The sequence below is a fragment of the Rhodococcus sp. AZ1 genome, from assembly GCF_054979605.1.
Map to the genome: position 1 here is coordinate 176,113 of NZ_JBUEQF010000008.1, position 22,229 is coordinate 198,341.

The window sequence follows — 22,229 nt, forward strand, 5'->3', positions numbered from 1 at the left end:
AGCTTCACCAGCACGACCGAGCCGTTCGTATCCACCGGCGCCACTCGCCGATCCTCGGTAGTGGTCTCCGGGCGCCAGTGCACCCGGAGACTTCGATCGTGGGTCGGCCCACCAGCCGTGGGATACGCCGCCGCGACCACCGGGTCGTCGGCGCGCCCGGGTGGGAACGGCTTTCGACGAGAGGACGAGAATCCACACCATGACCACAGCAACCGCAGCCGAGGTCGACGAGGGCGTGTTCGAGGCGACCGCCGTCATCGACAACGGGTCCTTCGGAACCCGCACCATCCGTTTCGAGACCGGCCGCCTGGCACGTCAGTCCGCCGGCGCCGTCGTCGCCTACCTCGACGACGAGACCATGCTTCTCTCGGCCACCAGCGCCTCGAAGTCCCCCAAGGACCACTTCGACTTCTTCCCCCTGACGGTCGACGTCGAGGAGCGCATGTATGCCGCCGGGCGCATCCCCGGTTCCTTCTTCCGTCGTGAGGGTCGGCCGAGCACCGACGCCATCCTCACGTGTCGTCTGATCGACCGGCCGCTGCGCCCGACCTTCGTCGACGGTCTCCGCAACGAGATCCAGGTGGTCATCACGGTCCTGAGCCTGGACCCGAAGGACTTCTACGATGTCGTGGCGATCAACGCCGCCTCGGCGTCCACCCAGCTCGCCGGTCTGCCCTTCTCGGGCCCGGTCGGTGGCGTCCGCGTCGCCCTGATCGACCGCCAGTGGGTGGCGTTCCCCACCGTCGAGCAGCTCGAGTCGGCCGTGTTCAACATGGTCGTCGCCGGCCGTATCGTCTCCGGATCCGGGGCAACCGCCGACGTGGCCATCATGATGGTCGAGGCGGAGGCAACCGAGAACGTCATCGCACTGATCGACGGCGGCGCCCAGGCACCCACCGAGGCCATCGTCGCCGAGGGCCTCGAGGCGGCCAAGCCGTTCATCGCGTCCCTGTGCGAGGCGCAGATCGCCCTGGCAGCCAGTGCGGCCAAGCCGACCGGCGACTTCCCGCTGTTCCCCGCGTACCAGGACGATGCGTTCGCTGCCGTCGAGGCCGCGGCCACCGCCCCGCTGAGCGAGGCGCTGACCATCGCGGGCAAGGCCGAGCGGGAGGACAAGCTCGACGAGGTCAAGGTGTCCGTGCTCGACAGCCTCGGTGAGAGCTTCGCCGGCCGCGAGAAGGAGATCGGCGCGGCGTTCCGCTCGCTGACCAAGAAGCTGGTTCGCCAGCGCATCCTGCGCGATCAGTTCCGCATCGACGGACGCGGCATCACCGATATCCGCGAGCTCTCCGCCGAGGTGGCCGTGGTGCCCCGCGCCCACGGCAGCGCCCTGTTCGAGCGTGGCGAGACCCAGATCATGGGCGTCACCACCCTCGACATGGTCAAGATGGCGCAGCAGATCGACTCGCTCGGCCCCGAGGTCAGCAAGCGCTACATGCACCACTACAACTTCCCGCCGTACTCCACCGGTGAGACCGGCCGCGTGGGCTCGCCCAAGCGTCGCGAGATCGGCCACGGCGCGTTGGCCGAGCGGGCGCTGCTGCCCGTGCTGCCCAGCCAGGAGGAGTTCCCGTACGCCATCCGCCAGGTCTCGGAGGCGTTGAGTTCCAACGGATCGACGTCGATGGGTTCGGTGTGCGCCTCGACTCTGTCGATGCTCAACGCCGGTGTCCCGCTGAAGGCCCCGGTGGCCGGCATCGCCATGGGTCTGGTGTCCGATCAGGTGGACGGCGAGACGCGCTATGTGGCCCTCACCGACATCCTCGGTGCCGAGGACGCGTTCGGCGACATGGACTTCAAGGTGGCCGGTACCAAGGACTTCGTCACCGCGCTGCAGCTCGACACCAAGCTCGACGGCATCCCGTCGCAGGTGCTGGCCGGTGCGCTCAGTCAGGCCAAGGATGCACGGACCACCATCCTCGAGGTGATGGCCGAGGCCATCGACGCTCCGGACGAGATGAGCCCCTACGCCCCGCGCGTGACGGCCATCAAGGTGCCCGTGGACAAGATCGGCGAGGTCATCGGACCCAAGGGCAAGATGATCAACTCGATCACCGAGCAGACCGGTGCCAACATCTCCATCGAGGACGATGGCACGGTCTACGTCGGTGCCGCGGACGGACCGTCCGCACAGGCGGCGATCGACCTGATCAACGCCATCGCCAACCCCCAGCTGCCCAAGGTCGGCGAGCGGTTCCTGGGCACGGTGGTCAAGACCACCGCGTTCGGCGCGTTCGTCTCGCTCCTGCCGGGTCGCGACGGTCTGGTGCACATCTCCAAGCTCGGTAACGGCAAGCGCATCAACAAGGTCGAGGACGTGGTGGGCGTCGGATCGAAGCTGCGTGTGGAGATCGCCGACATCGACAACCGGGGCAAGATCAGCCTCGTCCCCGTCGAGGACGACGCACCGGCCGCCGCCGAGGGAACCGATGCTCCTCCGGCTGCAGAGGTCGGCGCTGAGTAACGACTTCCGCACCGCGACGGCGCAGTTCTCGGAGCCTTCGGGCGACGAGCTGCGCCGTTCGCGCGTCGAGCGGACCCTTCTGCCCGGTGGTGTTCGGGTGGTCACCGAGTTCGTCCCCGGTGTGCGCTCGGCGTCGGTGGGCGTGTGGGTGGGGGTGGGCTCGCGCGATGAGGGGCCCACCGTTGCCGGTGCGGCCCACTTCCTCGAGCACCTGCTGTTCAAGAGCACACCGTCGCGGTCGGCGCTCGACATCGCTCAGAGCATCGATGCCGTCGGCGGGGAACTCAACGCGTTCACCTCCAAGGAGCACACGTGCTTCTACGCGCACGTGCTGGATCAGGACCTGGCGCTGGGTCTCGACATCGTGGCCGACGTGGTGTTGCGCGGGCGTTGCCGCAGCGCCGATGTGGAACTCGAGAGGCAGGTGGTGCTCGAGGAGATCGCGATGCGCGACGACGATCCCGAGGACCTGCTCGGCGACGCCTTCCTCGAGGCACTGTTCCCGAACCACCCGGTGGGGCGTCCGGTGATCGGCACGGTGAAGTCCATCGAGACGATGACGCGCTCGCAGCTGCACTCGTTCCACGTTCGGCGCTACACCGCGCCGCACATCGTGGTGGCGGTCGCGGGCAACGTCGACCACGGCGAGACCGTCGCGGCGGTGCGCCGTAGCTTCGGTGACGCGCTCACCGGGGATTCGGTGCCGTCCCGACGCCGGGTGAGCGCCCCGGGGGCCGTCGCCACAGCGCAGTTGTCGTTGACCACCCGCGACAGCGAGCAGGCGCACCTGGCCCTCGGTGTCCGCGGTTTCGGTCGCTACGAGGGCCGCCGATGGCCGCTGTCGGTGTTGAACACCGCGATCGGCGGTGGGTTGAGTTCGCGCCTGTTCCAGGAGATTCGGGAGAGCCGGGGGCTGGCGTACTCGGTGTTCTCGTCGGTGGACACCTTCGCCGACACGGGTGCCTTCTCGGTGTACGCGGGCTGCCAGCCGGAGAACCTCGGCGAGGTCACCACCCTGATACGTCAGGTGCTGAGCGCGGTGGCCGAGGACGGCATCACCGAGGCCGAGTGCGCCCGCGCGAAAGGCTCGCTGCGCGGAAGCCTGGTGCTGGGACTCGAGGAGTCGAGTTCGCGGATGACTCGCATCGGGCGTAGCGAACTCGACTTCGGCGATCACCGCAGTGTCGAGGACACCCTGGCCTGCATCGACGCCGTCACCGACGACGACGTGCGCGATGTGGCCCGGGCGCTGCTGGTGCGGCCGATGTCGGCCGCGGTGGTCGGCCCGTACCGCTCGGTGAGCCGCCTCCCCGCGGCCGTGCGATCGGCCGTTGCGGGCTGAGCGCCCCCTACCGGGTGACGACTACTGGGTGCCCGATCTGCGGGCGATCGCGTCGCGCTCGGCCTGCGGGAGCGCGCACGTGGGTGTGCCGCCGGGCAGCGAGCCGCGGTGGGCGGCGACGAAGCGGTAGACCGGTTCGGCCACCATCCGGATCGGCGGGAAGGCCAGCACCGAACCGGCCCCGCGCCACCACCATGCCGTCGACGACCGCAGCAGATCGGCTATCGCCTGCGGGCCGGCCGTTGCCGCAGCGCCGGGCTCGGCGATCCACTGGACCGCGCTCTCGCACTGCTCCTGTGTGACGCCCAGGTGGTCGAGGTCCGAGTGCTGCCACGCCGCGACCACGGCCGGGCCGGGGATGGACCGCTCGATGAACTGCGCGCAGGTGGTGCAGAAGGCGCAGTCCCCGTCGTACAGGAAGATCGGTGTCATGCCGCGCTCCATTCCGGGGTGCGCGTGCGGGTGGCGCGCCCCAACGCTGCCACGGTATCGGCGGGGCCGTAGTCCTTGCCGTACACCGGCGTTCCGGGCTGCTGGCGCCACGAGTCCTCGATGGACCCCGAGTGGACGGCGTCGAAGCCGAGAGCCTCGACGATCTCCGAGACCAACTCGAGGCCCGGCCCCTCCTCGCCGGCGATGGGCAGGGCGATGCGGCCCTCGGTGCCTGCCGGGACACCCTTCTCGGCCAGGTGCTTGAACCAGATCCCGTTGAACACCTTGTAGACCGGCGCACCGATCTGCTCGGCCACCCATGCCGACTCCGGCTGACCGTCCTCGATGGCGTCGATCCGCCCGTCGCGCTGCTGGGGGTAGTAGTTGTTGGTCTCGATGACCGGAGCGCCGGGCTTGCGGGCGTCGACGATGCCGTCGGCGAGGTCGGGGACGTTCTTCTGCGGGATGCTCACGATCACCAGGTCCGCGTCGGTGGCGGCGTCGCTCGCCCACACGGCGGTGGTGCCGGTCTCGGCGGCGAAGTCCGCGAGCGTCTGCGGATCCCGCGAGTTGGAGACGGCCACGTCGTGGCCCAGCTGCGCCAGGCGCCGCGCCAGAGTGCCGCCGATGTTGCCCGCTCCGATGATCCCGATCTTCACGACAGATCCTTTCCCGTGCTCATTGTCTTGTTCCGTTCAACGGCCACGAGGGGCGAATGATTCCGGGGCGTCGGCTGCTCGTACCCTCGGACTATGACGCAGATCACCAATGCTCACGAGGCGTTCCGATCCGCTCGGGACGTGCTGCTCGACCACTACGGCGACTACGACGGTGCGTGCCGCGCCTTCTCCTGGCCCGATGTGGGAGATCGATTCAATTGGGCCGTCGACTGGTTCGACCGCATTGCGCGGGGCAACCACCGCACGGCGCTGTGGATCTCGGAGGAGAACGGCGACGAGGCGCAGTACAGCTTCGACGAGATGGCGATTCGCTCGGATCGCGTGGGCCGGTGGCTGCAGCAGCTCGGCGTCGGACCGGGCGACTCGGTGATGCTGATGCTCGGCAACCGGGTCGAGTTGTGGGAATGCATGCTCGCGGTGATCAAGCTTGGTGCCGTGCTGATGCCCACCGCCGCCGCGGTGACGCCCGACGACCTCGCGGATCGCATCGAGCGCGGTGGGGCTCGCGCGGTGGTGGCTGCCGCCGAGGACACCGACAAGTTCGCCGATCTGCGGGGCGATTTCCTGCGCATTGCCGTCGGTTCACCGGCCGGTGGGGTGCCGCGCGGTGGGTGGATCGACTACGCCGATGCCGCAGGCGTGGCCGATCCGGCGCCGTTCGAGTCGACCACCCGCGCGAGCGACCGGATGCTGCTCTACTTCACCTCCGGCACCACCAACCGGCCCAAGTTGGTCGAGCACACGCAGATCTCGTATCCCGTCGGGCATCTGACGACGATGTACTTCCTCGGCGTGCGTCCGGGCGATGTGCACCTGAACATCAGTTCCCCGGGCTGGGCCAAGCACGCGTGGAGTTGCTTCTTCGCACCGTGGATCGCCGAGGCCACGATCTTCGTGCACAACTACTCGCGCTTCGACCCCGTGGCGCTGATGGATCGCATCCGCTCCGCCGGCGTGAGCAGCTTCTGCGCACCACCGACGGTGTGGCGCATGCTCATCCAGGCCGACATGTCCGGCGGGCCGGGCGTGCTGCGCGAGGCGATCGGGGCGGGCGAGCCGCTCAATCCCGAGGTGATCGCCACCGTCGAGAAGCAGTGGGGGGTGACCATTCGTGACGGGTTCGGCCAGACCGAGACCACGGCCCTCGTCGCCAACGTGCCGGGGGCGCGGCTGGTGCCGGGTTCGATGGGTCGGCCCCTGCCCGGAGTTCCCGTGGTGCTCGTCGACCCCACCTCCGGCGAACCGGCCGACGAGGGCGAGATCTGCCTCGATCTCACCGAACGACCGCTGAACCTGATGACCGGGTACGTCGGCGACGAGGACAGGACCGCCGCGGTGATGGCCGGCGGGCGCTACCACACCGGTGATGTGGCATCGCGCGACGCCGACGGCTACATCACCTACGTCGGCCGCACCGACGACGTGTTCAAGGCCTCCGACTACAAGATCTCCCCGTTCGAACTCGAGAGTGTGCTGATCGAACACCCGGCCGTTGCGGAGGCCGCCGTGGTTCCCGCGCCCGACGAGCTGCGCCTGGCCGTACCCAAGGCGTACGTCGCGCTCGCGGCGGGGTGGGAGCCCGACGAGTCGACGGCGCTGGCGATCCTGACCTACGCGCGCGAGCATCTGGCCCCCTACCAGCGTGTGCGCCGCATCGAGTTCCACGAGCTACCCAAGACCATCTCCGGGAAGATCCGCCGCGTGGAGTTGCGGGCACGGGAGAACGCCGATGGTGGTTCGGTGGGGCAGGAGTGGCGCGACGAGCAGTTCCCGAGCCTGCGCGGCTGATCGCGGCACGGCAGACTCGTCGAGGTGACCGACACCAGTTCCGCCCCACCGGCCGATTCCGCGTCCGCCGATCCGCCGCCGACCGCCGAGCACGCCCGTCTGGCGGAGTCGCCCGGTGAGCTGGGTGCGTGGCGCACGTGGGGCCCGTACCTGGCGGGTCGGCAGTGGGGGACGGTGCGTGAGGACTATTCGGCCGACGGCAACGCGTGGGCGTCGTTTCCTTTCGATCACGCTCGCGCGCGGGCCTACCGCTGGGGCGAGGACGGCCTGGGCGGGATCTGTGACCGGTTCGGGTTCCTCAACTTCTCGGTGGCGCTGTGGAATCGGAAGGATCCGATCCTCAAGGAACGCCTGTTCGGTCTGACCAACGGTGAGGGCAACCACGGCGAGGACGCCAAGGAGTACTGGTGGTCGATCGACGGCACCCCGTCGCACAGTTGGATGCAGTGGCTCTACCGCTACCCCCACGCCGAGTACCCGTACGAGCGTCTGCGCGCCGAGAACGCCGCCCGGGGCCGCGATGAGCGGGAGTTCGAACTGGCCGACACCGGGATCCTGGACGAGAACCGTTTTTTCGACGTGCAGATGACCTACGCCAAGGCCTCACCCGACGACATCTGCATCGTCGTCGACATCACCAACCACGGCCCGGACGCGGCGTCGATCGACGTTCTGCCGCACCTGTGGCTGCGCAACACCTGGTCGTGGGGCCGTGACGAGCGCGGCGGGCGGATCCGCAACGTCACCCCCGAGGTCCTGGTGGGCGACATCGCCACCGTCGAGGTCGACCACGGATTCCTGGGCCGGTACTACCTCGCGGGAGAGGGATCACCGCGGGTGCTGTTCTGCGACAACGAGACCAACGCCGTGGAATTGTTCGGGGCCGAGCGCAACCTCTCCGAGTACACCAAGGACGGGATCGATCGGCACGTGGTCACCGGCGCGGCCACGGTGAACCCGGCCGGGGTGGGCACCAAGTCGGCCATGCTCTACCGATTCGACGACATCGAGCCCGGTGGTTCGCGGCGCATCAGGCTGCGACTGCAGGCGGCGATGCCGACCGCTCACACGTTCGCCGCCGCGTTCGACGCGGTGCTCGCCGATCGGGCCCGCGAGGCCGACATCTTCTACGACCACATTCTCGGGCCCGACCTCGCCGACGGTGACCGGCACGTCGCCCGCCGCGCCTACGCGGGTCTGCTGTGGTGCAAGCAGCTCTACCGCTTCGACATCAGCCAGTGGATCGAGGGTGATCCGGTGGGTGCCCCCGCGCCGGAGTCCCGGCGACATGCCACCGGGCGCAACACATCCTGGACGCACCTCTCGCTCGCCGATGTGGTGTCGATGCCCGACGAGTGGGAGTACCCGTGGTTCGCCGCGTGGGACCTCGCCTTCCACACCATTCCGCTCGCGCACGTCGACCCCGACTTCGCCAAGGAGCAGTTGGTGCTGATGTGCCGCGAGTGGGCGATGCATCCGAACGGGCAGATACCGGCCTACGAGTGGGAGTTCGGCGATGTGAACCCGCCGGTGCACGCGTGGGCGGCGTGGCAGGTCTATCGCATCGACGGGCACCGCGATCGCTCGTTCCTGATTCGGGTGTTCACCAAGCTGCTGCTGAACTTCTCGTGGTGGGTCAACCGCAAGGACGCCGACGGCTCCAACCTCTTCGAGGGCGGCTTCCTGGGGATGGACAACATCGGGTTGTTCAACCGCTCGGATCCGCTGCCGCCGGGGTTCCGCCTCGAGCAGTCCGACGCCACCAGCTGGATGGCGTTCTACTGCCAGCAGATGCTCAAGATCGCGCTCGAGCTGGCCCGCTACGACTCGTCGTGGGACGACGTGGCCACCAAGTTCTTCACCCACTTCCTCTCCATCGCCAACGCCGTCGGCTCCTTCGGTTCGGCGCAGACCTCGCTGTGGAACGAGGAGGACGGGTTCTTCTACGACGTGTTGGTCAAGTCCACCGGGGAGAGCGTGCCCATGCGGGTGCGATCGATGGTGGGGTTGCTGCCGATCCTCGCCACCACCGAGATCCACGCCTGGGTGGCCGAGGAGTGTCCCGATCTGATCGCGCGGTTCCGCTGGGTGGCCCGTCGACGGCCGGAGACCGTCTCGCCCATCCGGGTGCGCAACGACAACGGCAAGGTGCGCACGCTGCTCTCCCTGGTCGATCCCAACCGGTTGCGGCGCGTTCTCGAGCGCATGTTCGATCCCGCGGAGTTCCTCTCCGACAACGGCATCCGATCGCTGTCGGCGTCCTACCGCGACGGCATCAGCCTCGAGGTAGAAGGTCGCACGCTCTCGATCGGCTACGAGCCGGGGGAGTCGCGCACCGGCATGTTCGGCGGCAACTCCAACTGGCGCGGCCCGGTGTGGTTCCCGGTGAACGTGTTGCTGGCGGACAAGATTCGCGCTCTCGGGCGGTACTACGGCGACACCTTCACCATCGAGATCCCCACCGGATCGGGCAACGTGTGCACCCTGCGCGAAGCGGCCAACCACATCGAGCGTGGACTGGCGGATCTGTTCCGTCCGGTCGACGGTGTGCGCCCGTCGGACGGTGAGCGCATCGAGGCCAGCGACAACCCGCTGTGGTCGGCGCACCCGACGTTCTCGGAGTACTTCCACGGCGATACGGGGGAGGGTCTCGGTGCGAGTCACCAGACCGGGTGGACGGCGCTGGTGGCGCACCTGCTCAACCCGTCGCTACCGTCGCACCAGCGCTGACTACCGTGGGGGCATGAAGATCCGCGGCGCAGTCCTCGAGCAGATCGGCCGGGAGCGTCCCTACGCCGAGTCCGCACCCATCGTGGTGGGGGAGATCGACCTCGCACCGCCCGGGCCCACCGAGATCCTCGTGCGGATCGAGGCGGCGGGTTTGTGCCACTCGGATCTGTCGGTGGTCGACGGCAACCGGGTGCGCCCGGTGCCGATGCTGCTCGGGCACGAGGCAGCGGGCATCGTCGAGCAGGTCGGCGCCGATGTGGCGGATCTGACGACGGGCACGCGTGTGGTGATGACCTTCCTGCCGCGCTGCGGGGACTGTGCCGGATGCTCCTCGGACGGACGCGTTCCGTGCAGCACCGGCAGCGTCTCGAACAACGCCGGCACCCTGCTCGGGGGTGGGCGGCGCCTGACCCGCAACGGCGCCGAGGTGCATCACCACCTCGGGGTGTCGGGCTTCGCCACCCACGCGGTGGTCGATCGTCGATCGGTGGTCGCGGTGGGCCCCGATGTTCCACCCGCCGTGGCCGCGGTGCTCGGCTGCGCCGTCCTCACCGGCGGGGGAGCGGTGCTCAACGCCGCACAGCCGAAGCCGGGCAACTCCATCATGGTGGTCGGGCTCGGGGGCGTGGGTATGGCGGCGGTGCTGGTGGCGGCGTCGCTGGGGCTCGGCGAGGTGATCGGTGTCGACGCCGTGGCCGACAAGCTCACCCTGGCCCGTGAGCTGGGGGCGTCCACCGTGCTCACCCCGGCCGAGCTCGCCGAATCCGGTGTGCGGGCCGACATCGTCGTCGAGGCGGCCGGCAACGCGCGGGCCTTCGAGTCCGCCGTGGCGGCCACCGCGCCGGGCGGCACCACGGTGACGGTGGGGCTGCCCGCCCCCGATGCGCGCTCGTCGATCTCCCCGCTGATGCTCGTCGCCGAGGCCCGCACCATCGTCGGCAGCTACCTCGGTTCGGCCGTGCCCGCCCGCGACATCCCCGCGTACGTGCAGATGTGGCGCGAGGGCCGGTTGCCGGTGGAGAAGCTGATCTCGGGGGTGATCGATCTCGACCACATCAACGATGGTATGGACGAGTTGGCGTCGGGACGCGCCCTGCGGCAGATCATCGAGTTCGACCACGACTAGGCTCGGTCCCTTGAAACCCGCCCGACCACAGCAGAGGATGTCCACCCGGTGAGCAGTGATCGCATTCGCGTCGGTGTACTCGGTTCCGCAGGGAAGGTGGGCCGCGCGGTGTGCGAGGCGGTGTCTGCCGCGCCCGACACCGAGTTGGTGGCCACCGTCGACAAGGGCGACGCGCTGAGCACCTTCGTCGACGCCGGTACACAGGTAGTGGTGGACTTCACGCATCCCGACGTGGTGATGGACAACCTGAAGTTCCTGGTGCAGAACGGTATTCATGCCGTGGTCGGCACCACCGGGTTCGACGAGTCGCGGCTCGACACGGTACGCGGGTGGCTTGCCGACTCGCCCGGAACCGGGGTGCTCATAGCCCCGAACTTCGCCATCGGCGCGGTGCTGTCGATGAAGTTCGCCGAGCAGGCCGCGCGCTTCTTCGACTCGGTGGAGGTGATCGAGCTGCACCACCCCGGCAAGGCCGACGCTCCCTCGGGCACCGCGTACCGCACGGCTGCGCTGATCTCGCGTGCCCGCCGCGAGGCGGGGGTGGGGCCGAGCCCCGACGCCACCACCACCGAACTCGACGGCGCCCGCGGCGCCGACGTCGACGGGGTGCGTGTGCACTCGGTGCGACTGGCCGGGTTGGTGGCGCACCAGGAGGTGCTGCTGGGCACACAGGGCGAGACGCTGACCATTCGGCACGATTCGATCGACCGCACGTCCTTCACCCCCGGTGTGCTGCTGGGTGTGCGGGGCATCGCCGCGCGCCCCGGATTGACCCTGGGCATCGAGCCCCTGATGGATCTGTGACAGCGATGACCAGCGTCGTTCGGGTGACCGGTGTCATCGGGTTGCTGGTGGTGGCCCTGGGCTTCTACTTCGTGCTTCTCGGTGACCGCGCGATCGCGCTGATGCGCGCGGGCGGCTTGGTCGGGTGGGGGCTGGGCATCGGGGTGATGATCCTGCCGCTGCTCGGCGTGTGGATCGTGGGCAGCACCCTGCGTGCTGGGCTCGATCACCAGCACCTGGCCCGTCGCGCGCATGAGGAGGGCGTCGAACTCGACGTCACCGACCTGCCGCGACGCCCGTCCGGCCGCATCGAGCGCGACGCCGCCGACGAGCTGTTCGCGTCGGTGAAGACCGAGTGGGAGGCCGACCCGGACAACTGGCGCGTCTCCTACCGCCTGGCCCGCGCCTACGACTACGCCGGCGACCGGGGCCGCGCCCGCGAAACCATGCGGCGAGCCGTGGCCCTGGAGCGGGCAGAGCGCGCGTGACCGCCCGCCTCCTGTTGGTGCACCACACCCCGTCCCCGCACTGCCAGGCGATGTTCGACGCGGTGGTCAGCGGCGCGACCAATCCCGAGATCGAGGGTGTCGAGGTGGTGCGCCGAGCAGCGCTCGCGGTGACGCCGAGTGACTTCCTGACGGCCGACGGCTACATCCTGGGCAGCCCCGTCAATCTCGGCTACATCAGCGGTGCCCTGAAGCACGCTTTCGACGGTGCGTACTACCAGATCCTCGATTCGACGCGGGGCCGACCGTTCGGCGTCTACCTGCACGGAAACGAGGGTTGCGAGGGGGCAGTGCGCGCTGTCGAATCGATCACCACGGGCCTGGGTTGGGTGAGGGCGTCGCGGGATGTCATCGCATCGAACAAGCCCACCCGAGGCGACCTCGATGCGTGTTGGGAGTTGGGGGCGACGGTGGCCGCAGGACTGATGTAGTCGTGACGGAGAGTAGGGGTTGGACGGCAACCTGGGCCGTGGAGCGTGACGAGCGTATGGCGCATCTGGCGCGCCTGCCGGGGAAGACAGACCACGAACGACTCGAAGCGATGAATCGGGGGTCAAGCTCACTCCGTGTACACCCTGCCTGCGAGTGGGGAGGGTAAGCATCCGTGAGTTCGTCACAGGCGCAGGGTCGACCCTCGGCCGAACTGGCCCGATCGGCCTTCTCCCGTCTGGTGGTCGCGCAAATTCTGACGATGGTCTGCGATGGCGTTGCGATGGTCGCGTTGCCGTTGTTGATTCTTCGCAGCGCTCATCCGACGTCACTGGTGGGGGTCAGTTTGGCCGCGGTTGCAGTCGGCGGTGTCGCCGGGCTGCTGCTCTCATCGACTGTCATCGATCGTGTGAGCAAGCGCGTCGCCCTTCAGATGCTCGAGGTTGTCCGACTGGGTGCTGTTGTGCTGCTGGTGGTTTCGGTGTCGACCACCGCCTCTACACAAGTAGGTGTCGTGGTGGCAGCGTTGTTGCTCGGTGCGGCGGCGTCGTGCTATAGACCGATACTTGCGGCCTACATCGGGTTGACCGTCGGCGAGAACTTCCGACGGGTGGCCAACGCAGTGAGATCGTCTGTGTCCAAGACTGCTGCCATTGTCTCGCCTGCCGCAGGCGCGGTGTTCGTGGTTCTGTCCCCGACATGGAGTCTGGTGATCGTCGGCGCCGGCACCGGCACGGTGTCGTTCCTTCTCCTCGCCACGCTGATTCGGGACCGTCCGAATCCTCCCGATGACGACGAGGGATTCGTTTCCTCCAGCATCGAGGGGTTCCGGTACTGCTGGCGACATCGGTTGATACGACGCGTGCTTGCGCAAGGCATCATTCAACTCGGCATCACCATCCCGCCGGTCGCCGCGATCCTGGCCGTGTACCTCACCGACAGCGGAAACGAGCGGCTCTACGGCTGGTACTTCACTGTCGAGGCGATCGGCGCCATCGTGGGCGCAGCGTTCGCCGCGCGGTTCGCCATAGCCCTCTCCCGCGCCAGCCTCGTGGTGTCCGCCGGCGCGGGCTGCTTGCTGCCGTTGGCGCTGACGACGAGCGACGTCCGGGTCGGGCTCCTGCTCTACCTGGTCGGCGGGGTGGGGCTGGGTTGCTTCGGCGTGATCTGGATGACGTTCCTTCAGGACACGGTGCCCCGCGGCGTTCTCGGGCGTGTACTCAACGCCGACGCGATCGGGCCCGCCGTGCTGGCACCCTTCGCGATCCTGGCGTTCGGGACGGTGGCCATCAGTGCCTCGCCTACAGTCCTCGGATCTGCACTGGCAATAGTGGGATTGCTGTCGGTGGGGCTTCTCGCGCGACTACGGATCTAGGGTCGACCCATCTCGTCGTCCCACGCCAATGTGTCGGTCGATGCCACCGGGCTCGTGTCGCATGTCGGAGCGGTGGGCGCGCAACGGACATCGTTCCAGATCACTCGTCCCGAGCAAGCCAACTCAGATGCCGTCCGATAGCGCAGCAGACTCCTGGCGTCGTACACACGGGCGGGCGCCCTGGCGATCGTGCGACGCGGGGCACCGATGTATTGAAACTGGCCATTACGGAGATTGCTGGCCGTGGTCTTGCCTGTCGGCACGTTGCTGGTTGCGAGATCGTGGAGCGACTAGGCAGGCCGCGGCTGCAGCGCACGTCATGCCGAGAATGATCGCTCGGAAGGGTGCGGCGGCGGCGAGTCCGAAACCGATTGCGATGAACAAGGTTTGGGGGAGCATCATGAGCATGTTGGCCGCGGCCATCACCCGTCCGCGTTGTGCTGGGGGGGGCGACGCCCTGCAGGTAGGTCATGACACCGACCGACAGCAGCGCGAACGCCCCACCGAGCGCGACGCACGCAAACACGACCACCGGCGTGGAGGAGACCGCGAAGAGAATGGTTGACGCGGCGCAGCCGGCGGCGGCCGTCTTCATCGCCGCGAGTGGGCCTAGTCGTCCGACGAGGCGACCGGCGAGCGTGCCTAGTAGAGCGGCGCCGATGCCTTGGGTGACCAGCAGGACGCTGACGAACGCGGCGGGTTTGTCCAGTCCGAGGGTGACGACCTGGAAGATGACTGGTTCGAAGACACCGATGGCCGCGTACAGGATGGCCAGTGCGAGTGAGGTGCGAAGCATGGTTCCGGTGGTGAGCAGGAATCGCAGGCCCGCAAGGGATTCGGTGAACATGTTCTGGCTGGGCGGGGCAAGGCGCTCGGGTTCGGGTAGGAACCACAGCAGTGCCGCTGAGAGAGCGAAGCTGGCGATGTCGATGAGGATGACGGCGGTGGCCCCGTGCCAGGCGTACAGGCCCGCACCGATCAGCGGGCCGATGATCGTCATGACCTGGCCGCTGCTGACGATGATTGCGTTTGCGCGTGGGCGGATTGGTGGCGGCAGTATGTCGGCGAGCAGGGCGCCGCGGGCGGCATTGAACAGCGCGCCGCCTGCGCCGTAGCAGACGGTGACCGCGAACACGATCCACACCTGGCTCGCCGAGTGAACCAGCAGTAACGGCAGCAGGTAGAGGGCGCCGGCGGCTTGGACGGTGATGCTGACGGTGCGGCGGGAGAACCGGTCGCACAGCCATCCGGTCAGCGGGGCTGCCAGGACAGGGAGTCCGTAGGCGAAGAACACCAGCCCGGCAAGCGCTGAGCTGCCGGTGAGCTCCTTGACCCAGATGCCCAGCACCAGCGCGAGCACGCGGTCGCCGAACAGCGACACCAGCTGACTGCTCAGCAGCAGCCGGAACTCCACCAGCCGCCACGGCGACAGTGTCTGCGCCGCAGCGGAACTGTTGTACACAGCCACGAGACCTACCGGTGTTTTGGATTGCTTCCTAAGATACAGTCCCTTCTCAGATCTGTAGTCGGTGGAGTCGAGCGCAGCATTGTGCACTGCAGCAACCTCGGGTAGGCAATAGATGCACCCCAGGATCGAGACGTTCTTCGAGACAAGACCCAGCGCCCGGCCCAGAGCGGCCGGGCGACGCCCTCGCGCTGCCATCCGGTGATCGAGCGAGCCAACGTCTGCACTCAGCCCCAGAGGAACGAACGCACCGACGGCGTATCCGATGCCGAAGTCACCACGGACGAACCCATGCCTACTGCCGCTCAGTGGCTTACGGAAAGTCCGTCAGTCCCTATCGATGATTCGGTGTTCGTTCGCACCCGCCCGGCCGTTCTCGCGCGGTCCTACTACCTGCAGAGCGACCTCCTCGGGAGGCAGTGTCGTGGTGTCGATGACCCGGGCGCATCCGTACAGCCAGGATCTGGCCGCGCGGTACGCGTCGACCTTCCCGTGACGCCAGCGGCGGGTCTCTTCGCTCGCCCCGGGATCGCCGGGGTGTTCGTCGGACAGGCGAATGCGCTGTTCCAGGGTCGCGTCATCGACGTCGAGCAGGATGTGTTCGACGGTCACCTTTCGGCGGGCAAGGCCGTCGAATATCTCGTTCGCGAATGCTTCATCGAGGACCGTCATCGGCACGATGAGCGGCGCTTTCGTGTAATCGGAGAGCTCCGCGATGGTCGTCGCGACGAGCTGTCGCCACAATGGCCACTTCTGAAAATCGTCGACAGGCTCGCGCACCATGAAATGTCCGAGCATGTACCCCACTTCTTCCGGGTCGAAGACGCGAGCATCCGGAATTGCATCCATTACCAGCCTCGAGGTGGTCGTTTTCCCGACCCCGAATGGTCCGTTCAGCCAGATCACATCGTTCAACTTGACGGCACCTCCACAGTGGAATTCGGCAGACGGGTTCGCGTTCGCACCCAAATTCACCCCCCGAAACTCACCTCCGCCGTCGGCACGGTGCGGGCGGTGCGGCCGGGGGCGCTCTGGTACTGCCAGTACAGGTTGGTGTGGGTGATCACTTGATCCGGGGGAGGGGCGCCCCAGCTGGTCATGTCCTCGGTGGTGTGGGCGTCGGCCACCAGGGTCACGTCGTAGCCGCGGGCGAAGGCGCCGTGGATGGTCGAGCGCACGCACGCGTCGGTTTGGGCGCCTGTCACCACCACCGATCCCACCCGGGCCTCGGCGAGCACGTCCTCGAGGTCGGTGTCCTCGAAACTGTCGCCGTATTGCTTGTGCACCACCGGTTGGTCGGCGCGCCGGTGCAGTTCGGGTACCAGTTCCCAGTCCTCGCTGCCGGGCGTCATCTCGTCGCTGCCGTGCTGCACCCACACCACGGGCACCTGCTCCCGGACGGCGCGGTCGACGAGGGTGTTGATGTTGGCGATCACGTTCTCGCGGTCGTGCGCGTGGGCGAGCACCTTCTTCTGCACATCGATCACCATCAGCGCGGTGCGGGGACGATCCGGGAGTGTGGTCACGGTGGAACCTCCTCGATCATCGGGTCTTGCCCGACGCGCGACCCGTGTCGTCCAGTGTTCTCCTCCGCGCCCCGGCAGGGAAGAGGCCAGATGCAGGTTCCCACCCGTCCGGGACGCTGCTCGTCTGGCACGCTCGCGTCATGCGCACGTTGTCGCTCTCGGCTGCCCGGCGCCTGGCGCTCGCCGCGCAGGGGTTCGCCCGCCCGGCTCCGGCCCGGGTGGATCGGCGAACCCTGGCGGGGGTTCTGGCGCACACCAAGCTGTTCCAGATCGACTCGGTGTCGGCGGCGGTGCGTGCGCACTACAGCCCCCTGTTCTCGCGCGTCGGACCGTACGATCTCGCCCTCCTCGACGTCGCCGCGACCGACACCGCGGGCCCACGCACCATGGTCGAGTACTGGGCGCACGAGGCGGCTCTGATCCCGGTGGGCGACTGGCCGCTGTTCCGCTGGCGCATGGAGAAATTCGCCCGTGGCCGCTACGGAAACGCCCACCGTGTACTGGACGCGCATCCCACCCTGGTCGACGAGGTGCTCGGCGCCATCGGCGCCCGCGGGCCGTCCACCTCCGCCGAACTCGAACGCGAACTCGATCGTCAACGTGTGGGCCCCAAGGGGCCCTGGTGGGATCACACCGAGGTGAAGGTGGTGTGCGAGATGCTCTTTGCCAGTGGGGTGCTCTCGGTGGCCGATCGGGTGGCCTTCACCCGCCGCTACGATCTCGCCGAACGTGTTGTGGGCCAGGAGATCGCAGACCGTCGCATCGACGAGGCCGACGCCGTGCGCACCCTCGTCGAGCAGTCCGTGCACGCCCTGGGAGTAGGGACGGCGTCCGACATCGCCGACTACTACCGGCTCTCACGGGCGCAGACCACCGCGGCGCTGCGCGAGTTGGTCGATGCCGATCTGATCGAGCCGGTGGCCGTGGCGGGCTGGGACGCACCGGCGTATCGGCACCCGCGGGTGCGCACCCCGCGCGCACTCACCGGCTCGGCATTGCTGTGCCCGTTCGACCCCGTGGTCTTCTGCCGCCCACGCATCGAGCGGCTCTTCGACTTCCACTACCGCATCGAGATCTACACCCCCGAACCCAAACGGCGCTTCGGCTATTACGTCTTCCCGTTCCTGTCCGGGGAGGAGTTGGTGGCCAGGGTGGACATCAGGGCCGACCGCGCCCGCTCCACACTGCGTGTTCCCGGCGCTTTCGGCGAGGCGGGCCGCTGTGATCGGAGCGCGGTGTCCGAGCTGGCGCAGGCGCTGACGTCGATGGCGCAGTGGCTAGAACTCGACATCGTGGAGGTTGGCGACCGCGGCGACCTGTGCGCTCCGCTGACGGCGGCGCTCACCGGTTCACGACGGCGTCGATAGGCTCGGAGGGTGCGCAGCGCCCCCCTCACCGTTCGGCTGATCGCCGCGACGTCCTTCACCCCGCCCGACGACGTGGAGTGGAGCACCGACGCCGACGGCGGGCAGGCGTTGGTGGAGTTCGCCGGACGGGCCTGCTACCAGAGCTGGTCCAAGCCGAATCCGCGCACCGCCACCAACGCCGGCTACCTGCGGCACCTGCTCGCGGTGGGCAACTACTCGGTGCTCGAGCACGCCACGGCGAGCTTCTACATCACCGGGATCTCCCGCTCGTGCAGTCACGAACTGATTCGGCATCGCCACTTCTCGTTCTCCCAGCTCTCCCAGCGGTCGGTCTCCGAGCGTGACGCGCAGATGGTGATCCCGCCCTCGATCGAGCAGGACGAGAACCTGCGGGCCCTGTTCACCGACGCCACCGACGACGCCCTCGCCGCCTACGACCGTCTGCTCCAGGCGCTCGAGGCCGCCGCCGGGTCCGAGTCTCCGGCCGTGGTGGCCGGCAAGGTGGCCCGGCAGGCCGCGCGATCGGTGCTGCCCAACGCCGTGGAGACACGGCTGGTGGTCACCGGCAACTACCGCACGTGGCGGCACTTCATCTCCATGCGCGCCACCGAGCACGCCGACCTCGAGATTCGTCGTCTGGCGGTGGCCGTTCTGCGGCATCTGCTCGAACTTGCGCCCGCGGTGTTCGGTGATCTCGAGATCGAGAGGTTGCGCGACGGAACCGAGGTCGCGCGCACCTCGTACCCCGGGCAGTGATGCAGATCGCCACCGGTGCACAGGGAGTCCGGCCCGTCCGGGGGAGCGGGTAACCTTCCGGGTCATGAGCACCGGCGACTCGACGGGAACCCCGACGGCATCTGCAACCTCGGCCCGTTTCGGCGGAGTCTCCACCGCGATGGTCACCCCGTTCGCCGCCGACGGGTCCGTGGACCTCGATGCCGCCGCGCGTCTGGCGGTTCATCTGGTGGACAACGGGTGCGATGGTCTGGTGATCTCCGGCACCACCGGCGAGTCACCCACCACCACCGACGCCGAGAAGGATCGTCTGCTGCGCGCGGTGATCGAGGCGGTGGGTGAGCGCGTGAGCATCGTCGCCGGAGCCGGCACCAACAACACCGCCCACAGCATCGAGCAGGCCCGCACCGCCGCGGCCGCCGGTGCCGACGGTCTGCTGGTGGTCACCCCCTACTACTCACGCCCGTCCCAGGCCGGTCTGATCGCGCACTTCACCGCCGTCGCCGACGCCACCGATCTGCCGGTCATGCTCTACGACATCCCGCCGCGCTCGGTCATCGCCATCGAGACCGACACCATCCGCACACTCGCCGAGCACCCCCGCATCGTGGCGGTCAAGGACGCCAAGGGTGATCTGGCGGCGGGCGCCGACCTCATCGCCTCCACCGACCTCGAGTTCTACTGCGGCGAGGACGCGATCAACCTCCCGTGGCTCTCCGTCGGGGCCGTCGGGTTCGTCAGCGTCATCAGTCACGTTGCGCCGCAGGCTGTTCGCGCGCTGCGCGATGCCTGGTTCGCCGGCGACATCGCCTCGGCGCAGCGTATCAACGCGGGGCTGCTGCCCATCGTTCGGGCATTCGCCGCCCTCGGCGGTGTGTCCGCCTCCAAGGCCGGGCTGCGCCTGCTCGGTATCGACGTCGGCGAACCGCGCCTGCCGCAGGTCGCCCCCACCACCTCCCAGATCGACTCTCTCGCAGCCGGTCTCCAGTCAGCAGGAGTTCTCGTATGACACGGTCGAGCCGCTCGCGCGGTCGCGCCACCCGCAGTGCCGGTCCGCCGGTGGTCCGCCCCGCCCGCACCCCGCAGAACTCGGCCGCCACGCAGCGCCCCGATCAGCGTGTGCCGGTGGACAAGACCATCCGGCTCGGCGCGCCGCCCAAGGCGCCCCGCAACGGTCTGCGCGTGGTGGCCCTCGGCGGTATCGGGGAGATCGGTCGCAACATGACCGTCTTCGAGCACCAGGGCAAGCTGCTCATCGTCGACTGCGGTGTGCTCTTCCCCGAGGATGCGCAGCCCGGCGTGGACCTGATCCTGCCGGACTTCCGGCACATCGAGAACCGCATGGACGACGTCGAGGCGGTGGTGCTCACCCACGGGCACGAGGATCACATCGGCGCCCTGCCGTTCCTGCTGCGGCTGCGGCCCGACATCCCGGTGGTGGGCTCGAAGTTCACCCTCGCGCTGGTGGCGGCGAAGTGCCGCGAGCATCGCCAGCGCCCGAACCTGGTGGAGGTCCGCGAGGGCGACAGCACCGCCCACGGCCCGTTCGAATGCGAGTACTTCGCGGTCAACCACTCCATCCCCGACGCGATTGCGGTGGCCATTCGCACCGACGCCGGGCTGGTGCTGCACACCGGTGACATCAAGCTCGACCAACTTCCGCTCGACGGGCGCCTGACCGACCTCGGCGGCTTCTCCCGCCTCGGTGACGAGGGCGTGGACCTGTTCCTGGTCGACTCCACCAACGCCGAGGTGCCGGGCTTCGTGATGCCCGAGCGCGAGATCGGAGGCGTGCTCGACGGTGTGATCGGCAAGGCCCGCAACCGGGTGATCGTCGCGTCGTTCGCCAGCCATGTGCACCGCATCCAGCAGGTCATCGACGTTGCGGACCGTTACGGCCGCAAGGTCTCGTTCGTGGGCCGGTCGATGGTGCGCAACATGGCCATCGCGCAGGAACTGGGCTATCTGAACGTGCCCGACGGTGTCGAGGTGGACATGGACACCGCGGCCAAGCTGCCCGACGACCGTCTCGTGCTGATCTCCACCGGCTCGCAAGGAGAGCCGCTCTCGGCCCTCTCGCGCATGGCGCGCGGCGAGCACCGGCAGATCAACATTCGCGCCGACGACCTGGTGGTGTTGGCCTCGTCGCTGATTCCCGGCAACGAGAACTCGGTGTTCGCGGTGGTCAACGGTCTGGCCAAGCGCGGGGCCAAGGTGATCACGCAGCAGAGCGCCAAGGTGCACGTCTCCGGGCACGCCTCGGCCGGTGAGCTGCTCTACCTCTACAACGCCGTTCGACCCACCAACGCCATGCCGGTCCACGGCGAGTGGCGCCACCTGCGCGCCAATGCGGCGCTCGCGGCCGCGACGGGCGTGCCCGAGGAGCGCATCGTCCTCGCCGAGGACGGTGTGGTGGTGGACATGGTGGACGGGCTCGCCGAGATCGTCGGCCAGGTGCCCGTCGGTCACGTCTACGTCGACGGGTTGTCGGTCGGTGACGTCGGCGATTCGACCCTCTCGGACCGCCTCGTGCTCGGCGAGGGCGGATTCATTGCCATCACCATCGTCATCGACGGGGCCACCGGCCGGTCGGCCAGCACGCCCGAGGTCAACGGTCGCGGCTTCTCCGACGATCCGGCCGCACTGAAGGAAGCGGCGGAACTGGTCGACGCGGAGCTGCTACGCCTGGCCGGGGAGGGTGTCACCGACACGCACCGTATCGCGCAGTCGGTGCGACGCATCGTCGGTCGCTGGGTCGCGGACAAGTACCGTCGCCGGCCGATGATCGTGCCGACGGTTCTCGAGGTCAACCGCGGCTGACCCGTCCGGTCAGGAGTGCACGAGGTTCCACAGGCCGATCAGGCCCACGGCCACGATCACCGCGCGGAGCGCTCGGGGCGACAGGCGCCGCCCGTAGCGGGCGCCGACCACCCCGCCGAGCAGTGATCCGGCCGCAATGCAGGCGGCGGCGGTCCAGCTGATGCGATCGAAGGCCACGAGGATGAACGCTGCGGCCGCCACCACGTTGACCAGCAGGGACAGCAGGTTCTTCGCGGCGTTCATCCGCTGCATGGACTCGGGGAGCACGGCGCCCATGAGCGCGATCAGCAGAATGCCCTGCGCGGCGGTGAAGTAGCCGCCGTAGACCCCCACCGCGTAGGTGCCGCTGACCAGCGTCACCCAGCGGCCTCGGCTCATGGGCACCGCGGCGCCGTCGGCTCGTCGTGCCGCGCGCGCCTGGATGGACGGCCCGGCGAGAACCAGGATCAGCGCTCCCACGATCAGCACGGGGACCACCGCCTCGAAGGCGGAGGGCGGCAGATGCAGCAGCAGCCACGCTCCGGTGATGGCGCCGAGGAACGACGCCGGCAGTTGCCACCGCAACCGGTGCCACTGGCCACCGAGTTCGCGCCGGTACCCCCACACACCGGAGACCCCACCGGCCACCAGCCCCACCGCGTTGGACATCGTCGCCGTCACC

Annotated in this window: 19 protein-coding genes; 13 read left to right on the forward strand and 6 right to left on the reverse strand. The window is 68.5% G+C overall.

Annotated elements, in window-relative coordinates:
• Positions 1 to 199: 199 nt before the first annotated feature.
• Both ACY48E_RS12180 and ACY48E_RS12185 read left to right on the forward strand, forming a co-directional pair.
• Positions 200 to 2,464 carry a polyribonucleotide nucleotidyltransferase gene (locus ACY48E_RS12180; protein WP_462872445.1) on the forward strand — a complete coding sequence of 755 codons (2,265 nt, stop codon included), beginning with the start codon at positions 200 to 202 and terminating at the stop codon, positions 2,462 to 2,464.
• Positions 2,430 to 3,806, forward strand: a complete 1,377-nt coding sequence (locus ACY48E_RS12185; RefSeq protein ID WP_462872446.1) for a M16 family metallopeptidase — start codon at positions 2,430 to 2,432, stop codon at positions 3,804 to 3,806. The genes ACY48E_RS12180 and ACY48E_RS12185 overlap by 35 nt, the downstream gene beginning before the upstream one ends.
• 21 nt (positions 3,807 to 3,827) lie before the next feature.
• Here ACY48E_RS12185 and ACY48E_RS12190 read toward each other — a convergent pair whose 3' ends face one another.
• Both ACY48E_RS12190 and ACY48E_RS12195 read right to left on the reverse strand, forming a co-directional pair.
• Positions 3,828 to 4,238 (reverse strand): thiol-disulfide oxidoreductase DCC family protein, encoded by a 411-nt coding sequence (locus tag ACY48E_RS12190; protein WP_462872447.1) that lies wholly within the window; start codon positions 4,236 to 4,238, stop codon positions 3,828 to 3,830.
• Positions 4,235 to 4,897: an NADPH-dependent F420 reductase gene (locus ACY48E_RS12195; RefSeq protein ID WP_462872448.1), complete on the reverse strand. Its 663-nt coding sequence runs from the start codon at positions 4,895 to 4,897 to the stop codon at positions 4,235 to 4,237. The genes ACY48E_RS12190 and ACY48E_RS12195 overlap by 4 nt, the downstream gene beginning before the upstream one ends.
• Before the next feature lie 93 nt (positions 4,898 to 4,990).
• Between ACY48E_RS12195 and ACY48E_RS12200 the strand changes: the two genes are divergently transcribed.
• The 7 genes from ACY48E_RS12200 (at position 4,991) to ACY48E_RS12230 (ending at position 13,655) form a co-directional block, all read left to right on the forward strand.
• A complete protein-coding gene (locus ACY48E_RS12200) occupies positions 4,991 to 6,706 on the forward strand; it encodes an AMP-binding protein (protein ID WP_462872449.1) in 1,716 nt (571 codons plus the stop codon).
• Positions 6,707 to 6,730: 24 nt separating this feature from the next.
• The gene (locus ACY48E_RS12205) at positions 6,731 to 9,436 is read left to right on the forward strand and encodes an MGH1-like glycoside hydrolase domain-containing protein (protein ID WP_462872450.1); all 2,706 of its coding nucleotides are present in this window, start codon (positions 6,731 to 6,733) and stop codon (positions 9,434 to 9,436) included.
• Positions 9,437 to 9,449: 13 nt separating this feature from the next.
• Positions 9,450 to 10,562: an alcohol dehydrogenase catalytic domain-containing protein gene (locus tag ACY48E_RS12210; protein ID WP_462872451.1), complete on the forward strand. Its 1,113-nt coding sequence runs from the start codon at positions 9,450 to 9,452 to the stop codon at positions 10,560 to 10,562.
• A gap of 48 nt (positions 10,563 to 10,610) precedes the next feature.
• Complete coding sequence (dapB, locus tag ACY48E_RS12215) at positions 10,611 to 11,366, forward strand: 4-hydroxy-tetrahydrodipicolinate reductase (protein ID WP_462872452.1); 756 nt, start codon at positions 10,611 to 10,613, stop codon at positions 11,364 to 11,366.
• A gap of 5 nt (positions 11,367 to 11,371) precedes the next feature.
• Positions 11,372 to 11,833 carry a hypothetical protein gene (locus ACY48E_RS12220; RefSeq protein WP_462872454.1) on the forward strand — a complete coding sequence of 154 codons (462 nt, stop codon included), beginning with the start codon at positions 11,372 to 11,374 and terminating at the stop codon, positions 11,831 to 11,833.
• A 50-nt stretch (positions 11,834 to 11,883) separates the two neighbouring features.
• Positions 11,884 to 12,282 (forward strand): flavodoxin family protein, encoded by a 399-nt coding sequence (locus ACY48E_RS12225; RefSeq protein WP_462872480.1) that lies wholly within the window; start codon positions 11,884 to 11,886, stop codon positions 12,280 to 12,282.
• A 173-nt stretch (positions 12,283 to 12,455) separates the two neighbouring features.
• Positions 12,456 to 13,655, forward strand: a complete 1,200-nt coding sequence (locus ACY48E_RS12230; protein WP_462872455.1) for an MFS transporter — start codon at positions 12,456 to 12,458, stop codon at positions 13,653 to 13,655.
• A gap of 100 nt (positions 13,656 to 13,755) precedes the next feature.
• Here the strand turns inward: ACY48E_RS12230 and ACY48E_RS12235 are convergent, their stop codons facing one another.
• The 3 genes from ACY48E_RS12235 to ACY48E_RS12245 all read right to left on the reverse strand — a co-directional run bounded on the left by ACY48E_RS12235 (position 13,756) and on the right by ACY48E_RS12245 (position 16,646).
• Positions 13,756 to 15,210 (reverse strand): MFS transporter, encoded by a 1,455-nt coding sequence (locus ACY48E_RS12235; protein ID WP_462872456.1) that lies wholly within the window; start codon positions 15,208 to 15,210, stop codon positions 13,756 to 13,758.
• Between the two features lie 237 nt (positions 15,211 to 15,447).
• Complete coding sequence (locus tag ACY48E_RS12240) at positions 15,448 to 16,026, reverse strand: P-loop nucleotide/nucleoside kinase family protein (RefSeq protein ID WP_462872481.1); 579 nt, start codon at positions 16,024 to 16,026, stop codon at positions 15,448 to 15,450.
• A 65-nt stretch (positions 16,027 to 16,091) separates the two neighbouring features.
• Positions 16,092 to 16,646, reverse strand: a complete 555-nt coding sequence (locus tag ACY48E_RS12245) for an isochorismatase family protein (RefSeq protein ID WP_462872457.1) — start codon at positions 16,644 to 16,646, stop codon at positions 16,092 to 16,094.
• 140 nt (positions 16,647 to 16,786) lie between these two features.
• On the opposite strand from ACY48E_RS12245, the gene ACY48E_RS12250 reads away from it, so the two are divergent.
• The 4 genes from ACY48E_RS12250 (at position 16,787) to ACY48E_RS12265 (ending at position 21,568) form a co-directional block, all read left to right on the forward strand.
• Positions 16,787 to 18,013: a winged helix-turn-helix domain-containing protein gene (locus ACY48E_RS12250; RefSeq protein WP_462872458.1), complete on the forward strand. Its 1,227-nt coding sequence runs from the start codon at positions 16,787 to 16,789 to the stop codon at positions 18,011 to 18,013.
• Between the two features lie 9 nt (positions 18,014 to 18,022).
• Positions 18,023 to 18,769 (forward strand): FAD-dependent thymidylate synthase, encoded by a 747-nt coding sequence (gene thyX / locus ACY48E_RS12255; protein WP_462872459.1) that lies wholly within the window; start codon positions 18,023 to 18,025, stop codon positions 18,767 to 18,769.
• Positions 18,770 to 18,833: 64 nt separating this feature from the next.
• Positions 18,834 to 19,757 (forward strand): 4-hydroxy-tetrahydrodipicolinate synthase, encoded by a 924-nt coding sequence (dapA, locus tag ACY48E_RS12260; RefSeq protein WP_462872460.1) that lies wholly within the window; start codon positions 18,834 to 18,836, stop codon positions 19,755 to 19,757.
• Positions 19,754 to 21,568 (forward strand): ribonuclease J, encoded by a 1,815-nt coding sequence (locus ACY48E_RS12265; RefSeq protein ID WP_462872461.1) that lies wholly within the window; start codon positions 19,754 to 19,756, stop codon positions 21,566 to 21,568. The genes dapA and ACY48E_RS12265 overlap by 4 nt, the downstream gene beginning before the upstream one ends.
• Positions 21,569 to 21,577: 9 nt before the next feature.
• Here ACY48E_RS12265 and ACY48E_RS12270 read toward each other — a convergent pair.
• Positions 21,578 to 22,229: sulfite exporter TauE/SafE family protein (locus ACY48E_RS12270; RefSeq protein WP_462872462.1), on the reverse strand; the 652-nt coding region annotated here is incomplete at its 5' end.

Bases quoted from the DNA above. Each gene is read 5' to 3' on its own strand.
- ACY48E_RS12180 (WP_462872445.1), top strand. From the start codon at position 200: ATGACCACAGCAACCGCAGCCGAGGTCGACGAGGGCGTGTTCGAGGCG.
- ACY48E_RS12185 (WP_462872446.1), top strand. From the start codon at position 2,430: ATGCTCCTCCGGCTGCAGAGGTCGGCGCTGAGTAACGACTTCCGCACC.
- ACY48E_RS12190 (WP_462872447.1), bottom strand. From the start codon at position 4,238: ATGACACCGATCTTCCTGTACGACGGGGACTGCGCCTTCTGCACCACC.
- ACY48E_RS12200 (WP_462872449.1), top strand. From the start codon at position 4,991: ATGACGCAGATCACCAATGCTCACGAGGCGTTCCGATCCGCTCGGGAC.
- ACY48E_RS12210 (WP_462872451.1), top strand. From the start codon at position 9,450: ATGAAGATCCGCGGCGCAGTCCTCGAGCAGATCGGCCGGGAGCGTCCC.
- ACY48E_RS12220 (WP_462872454.1), top strand. From the start codon at position 11,372: ATGACCAGCGTCGTTCGGGTGACCGGTGTCATCGGGTTGCTGGTGGTG.
- ACY48E_RS12225 (WP_462872480.1), top strand. From the start codon at position 11,884: ATGTTCGACGCGGTGGTCAGCGGCGCGACCAATCCCGAGATCGAGGGT.
- ACY48E_RS12250 (WP_462872458.1), top strand. From the start codon at position 16,787: ATGCGCACGTTGTCGCTCTCGGCTGCCCGGCGCCTGGCGCTCGCCGCG.
- dapA (WP_462872460.1), top strand. From the start codon at position 18,834: ATGAGCACCGGCGACTCGACGGGAACCCCGACGGCATCTGCAACCTCG.
- ACY48E_RS12265 (WP_462872461.1), top strand. From the start codon at position 19,754: ATGACACGGTCGAGCCGCTCGCGCGGTCGCGCCACCCGCAGTGCCGGT.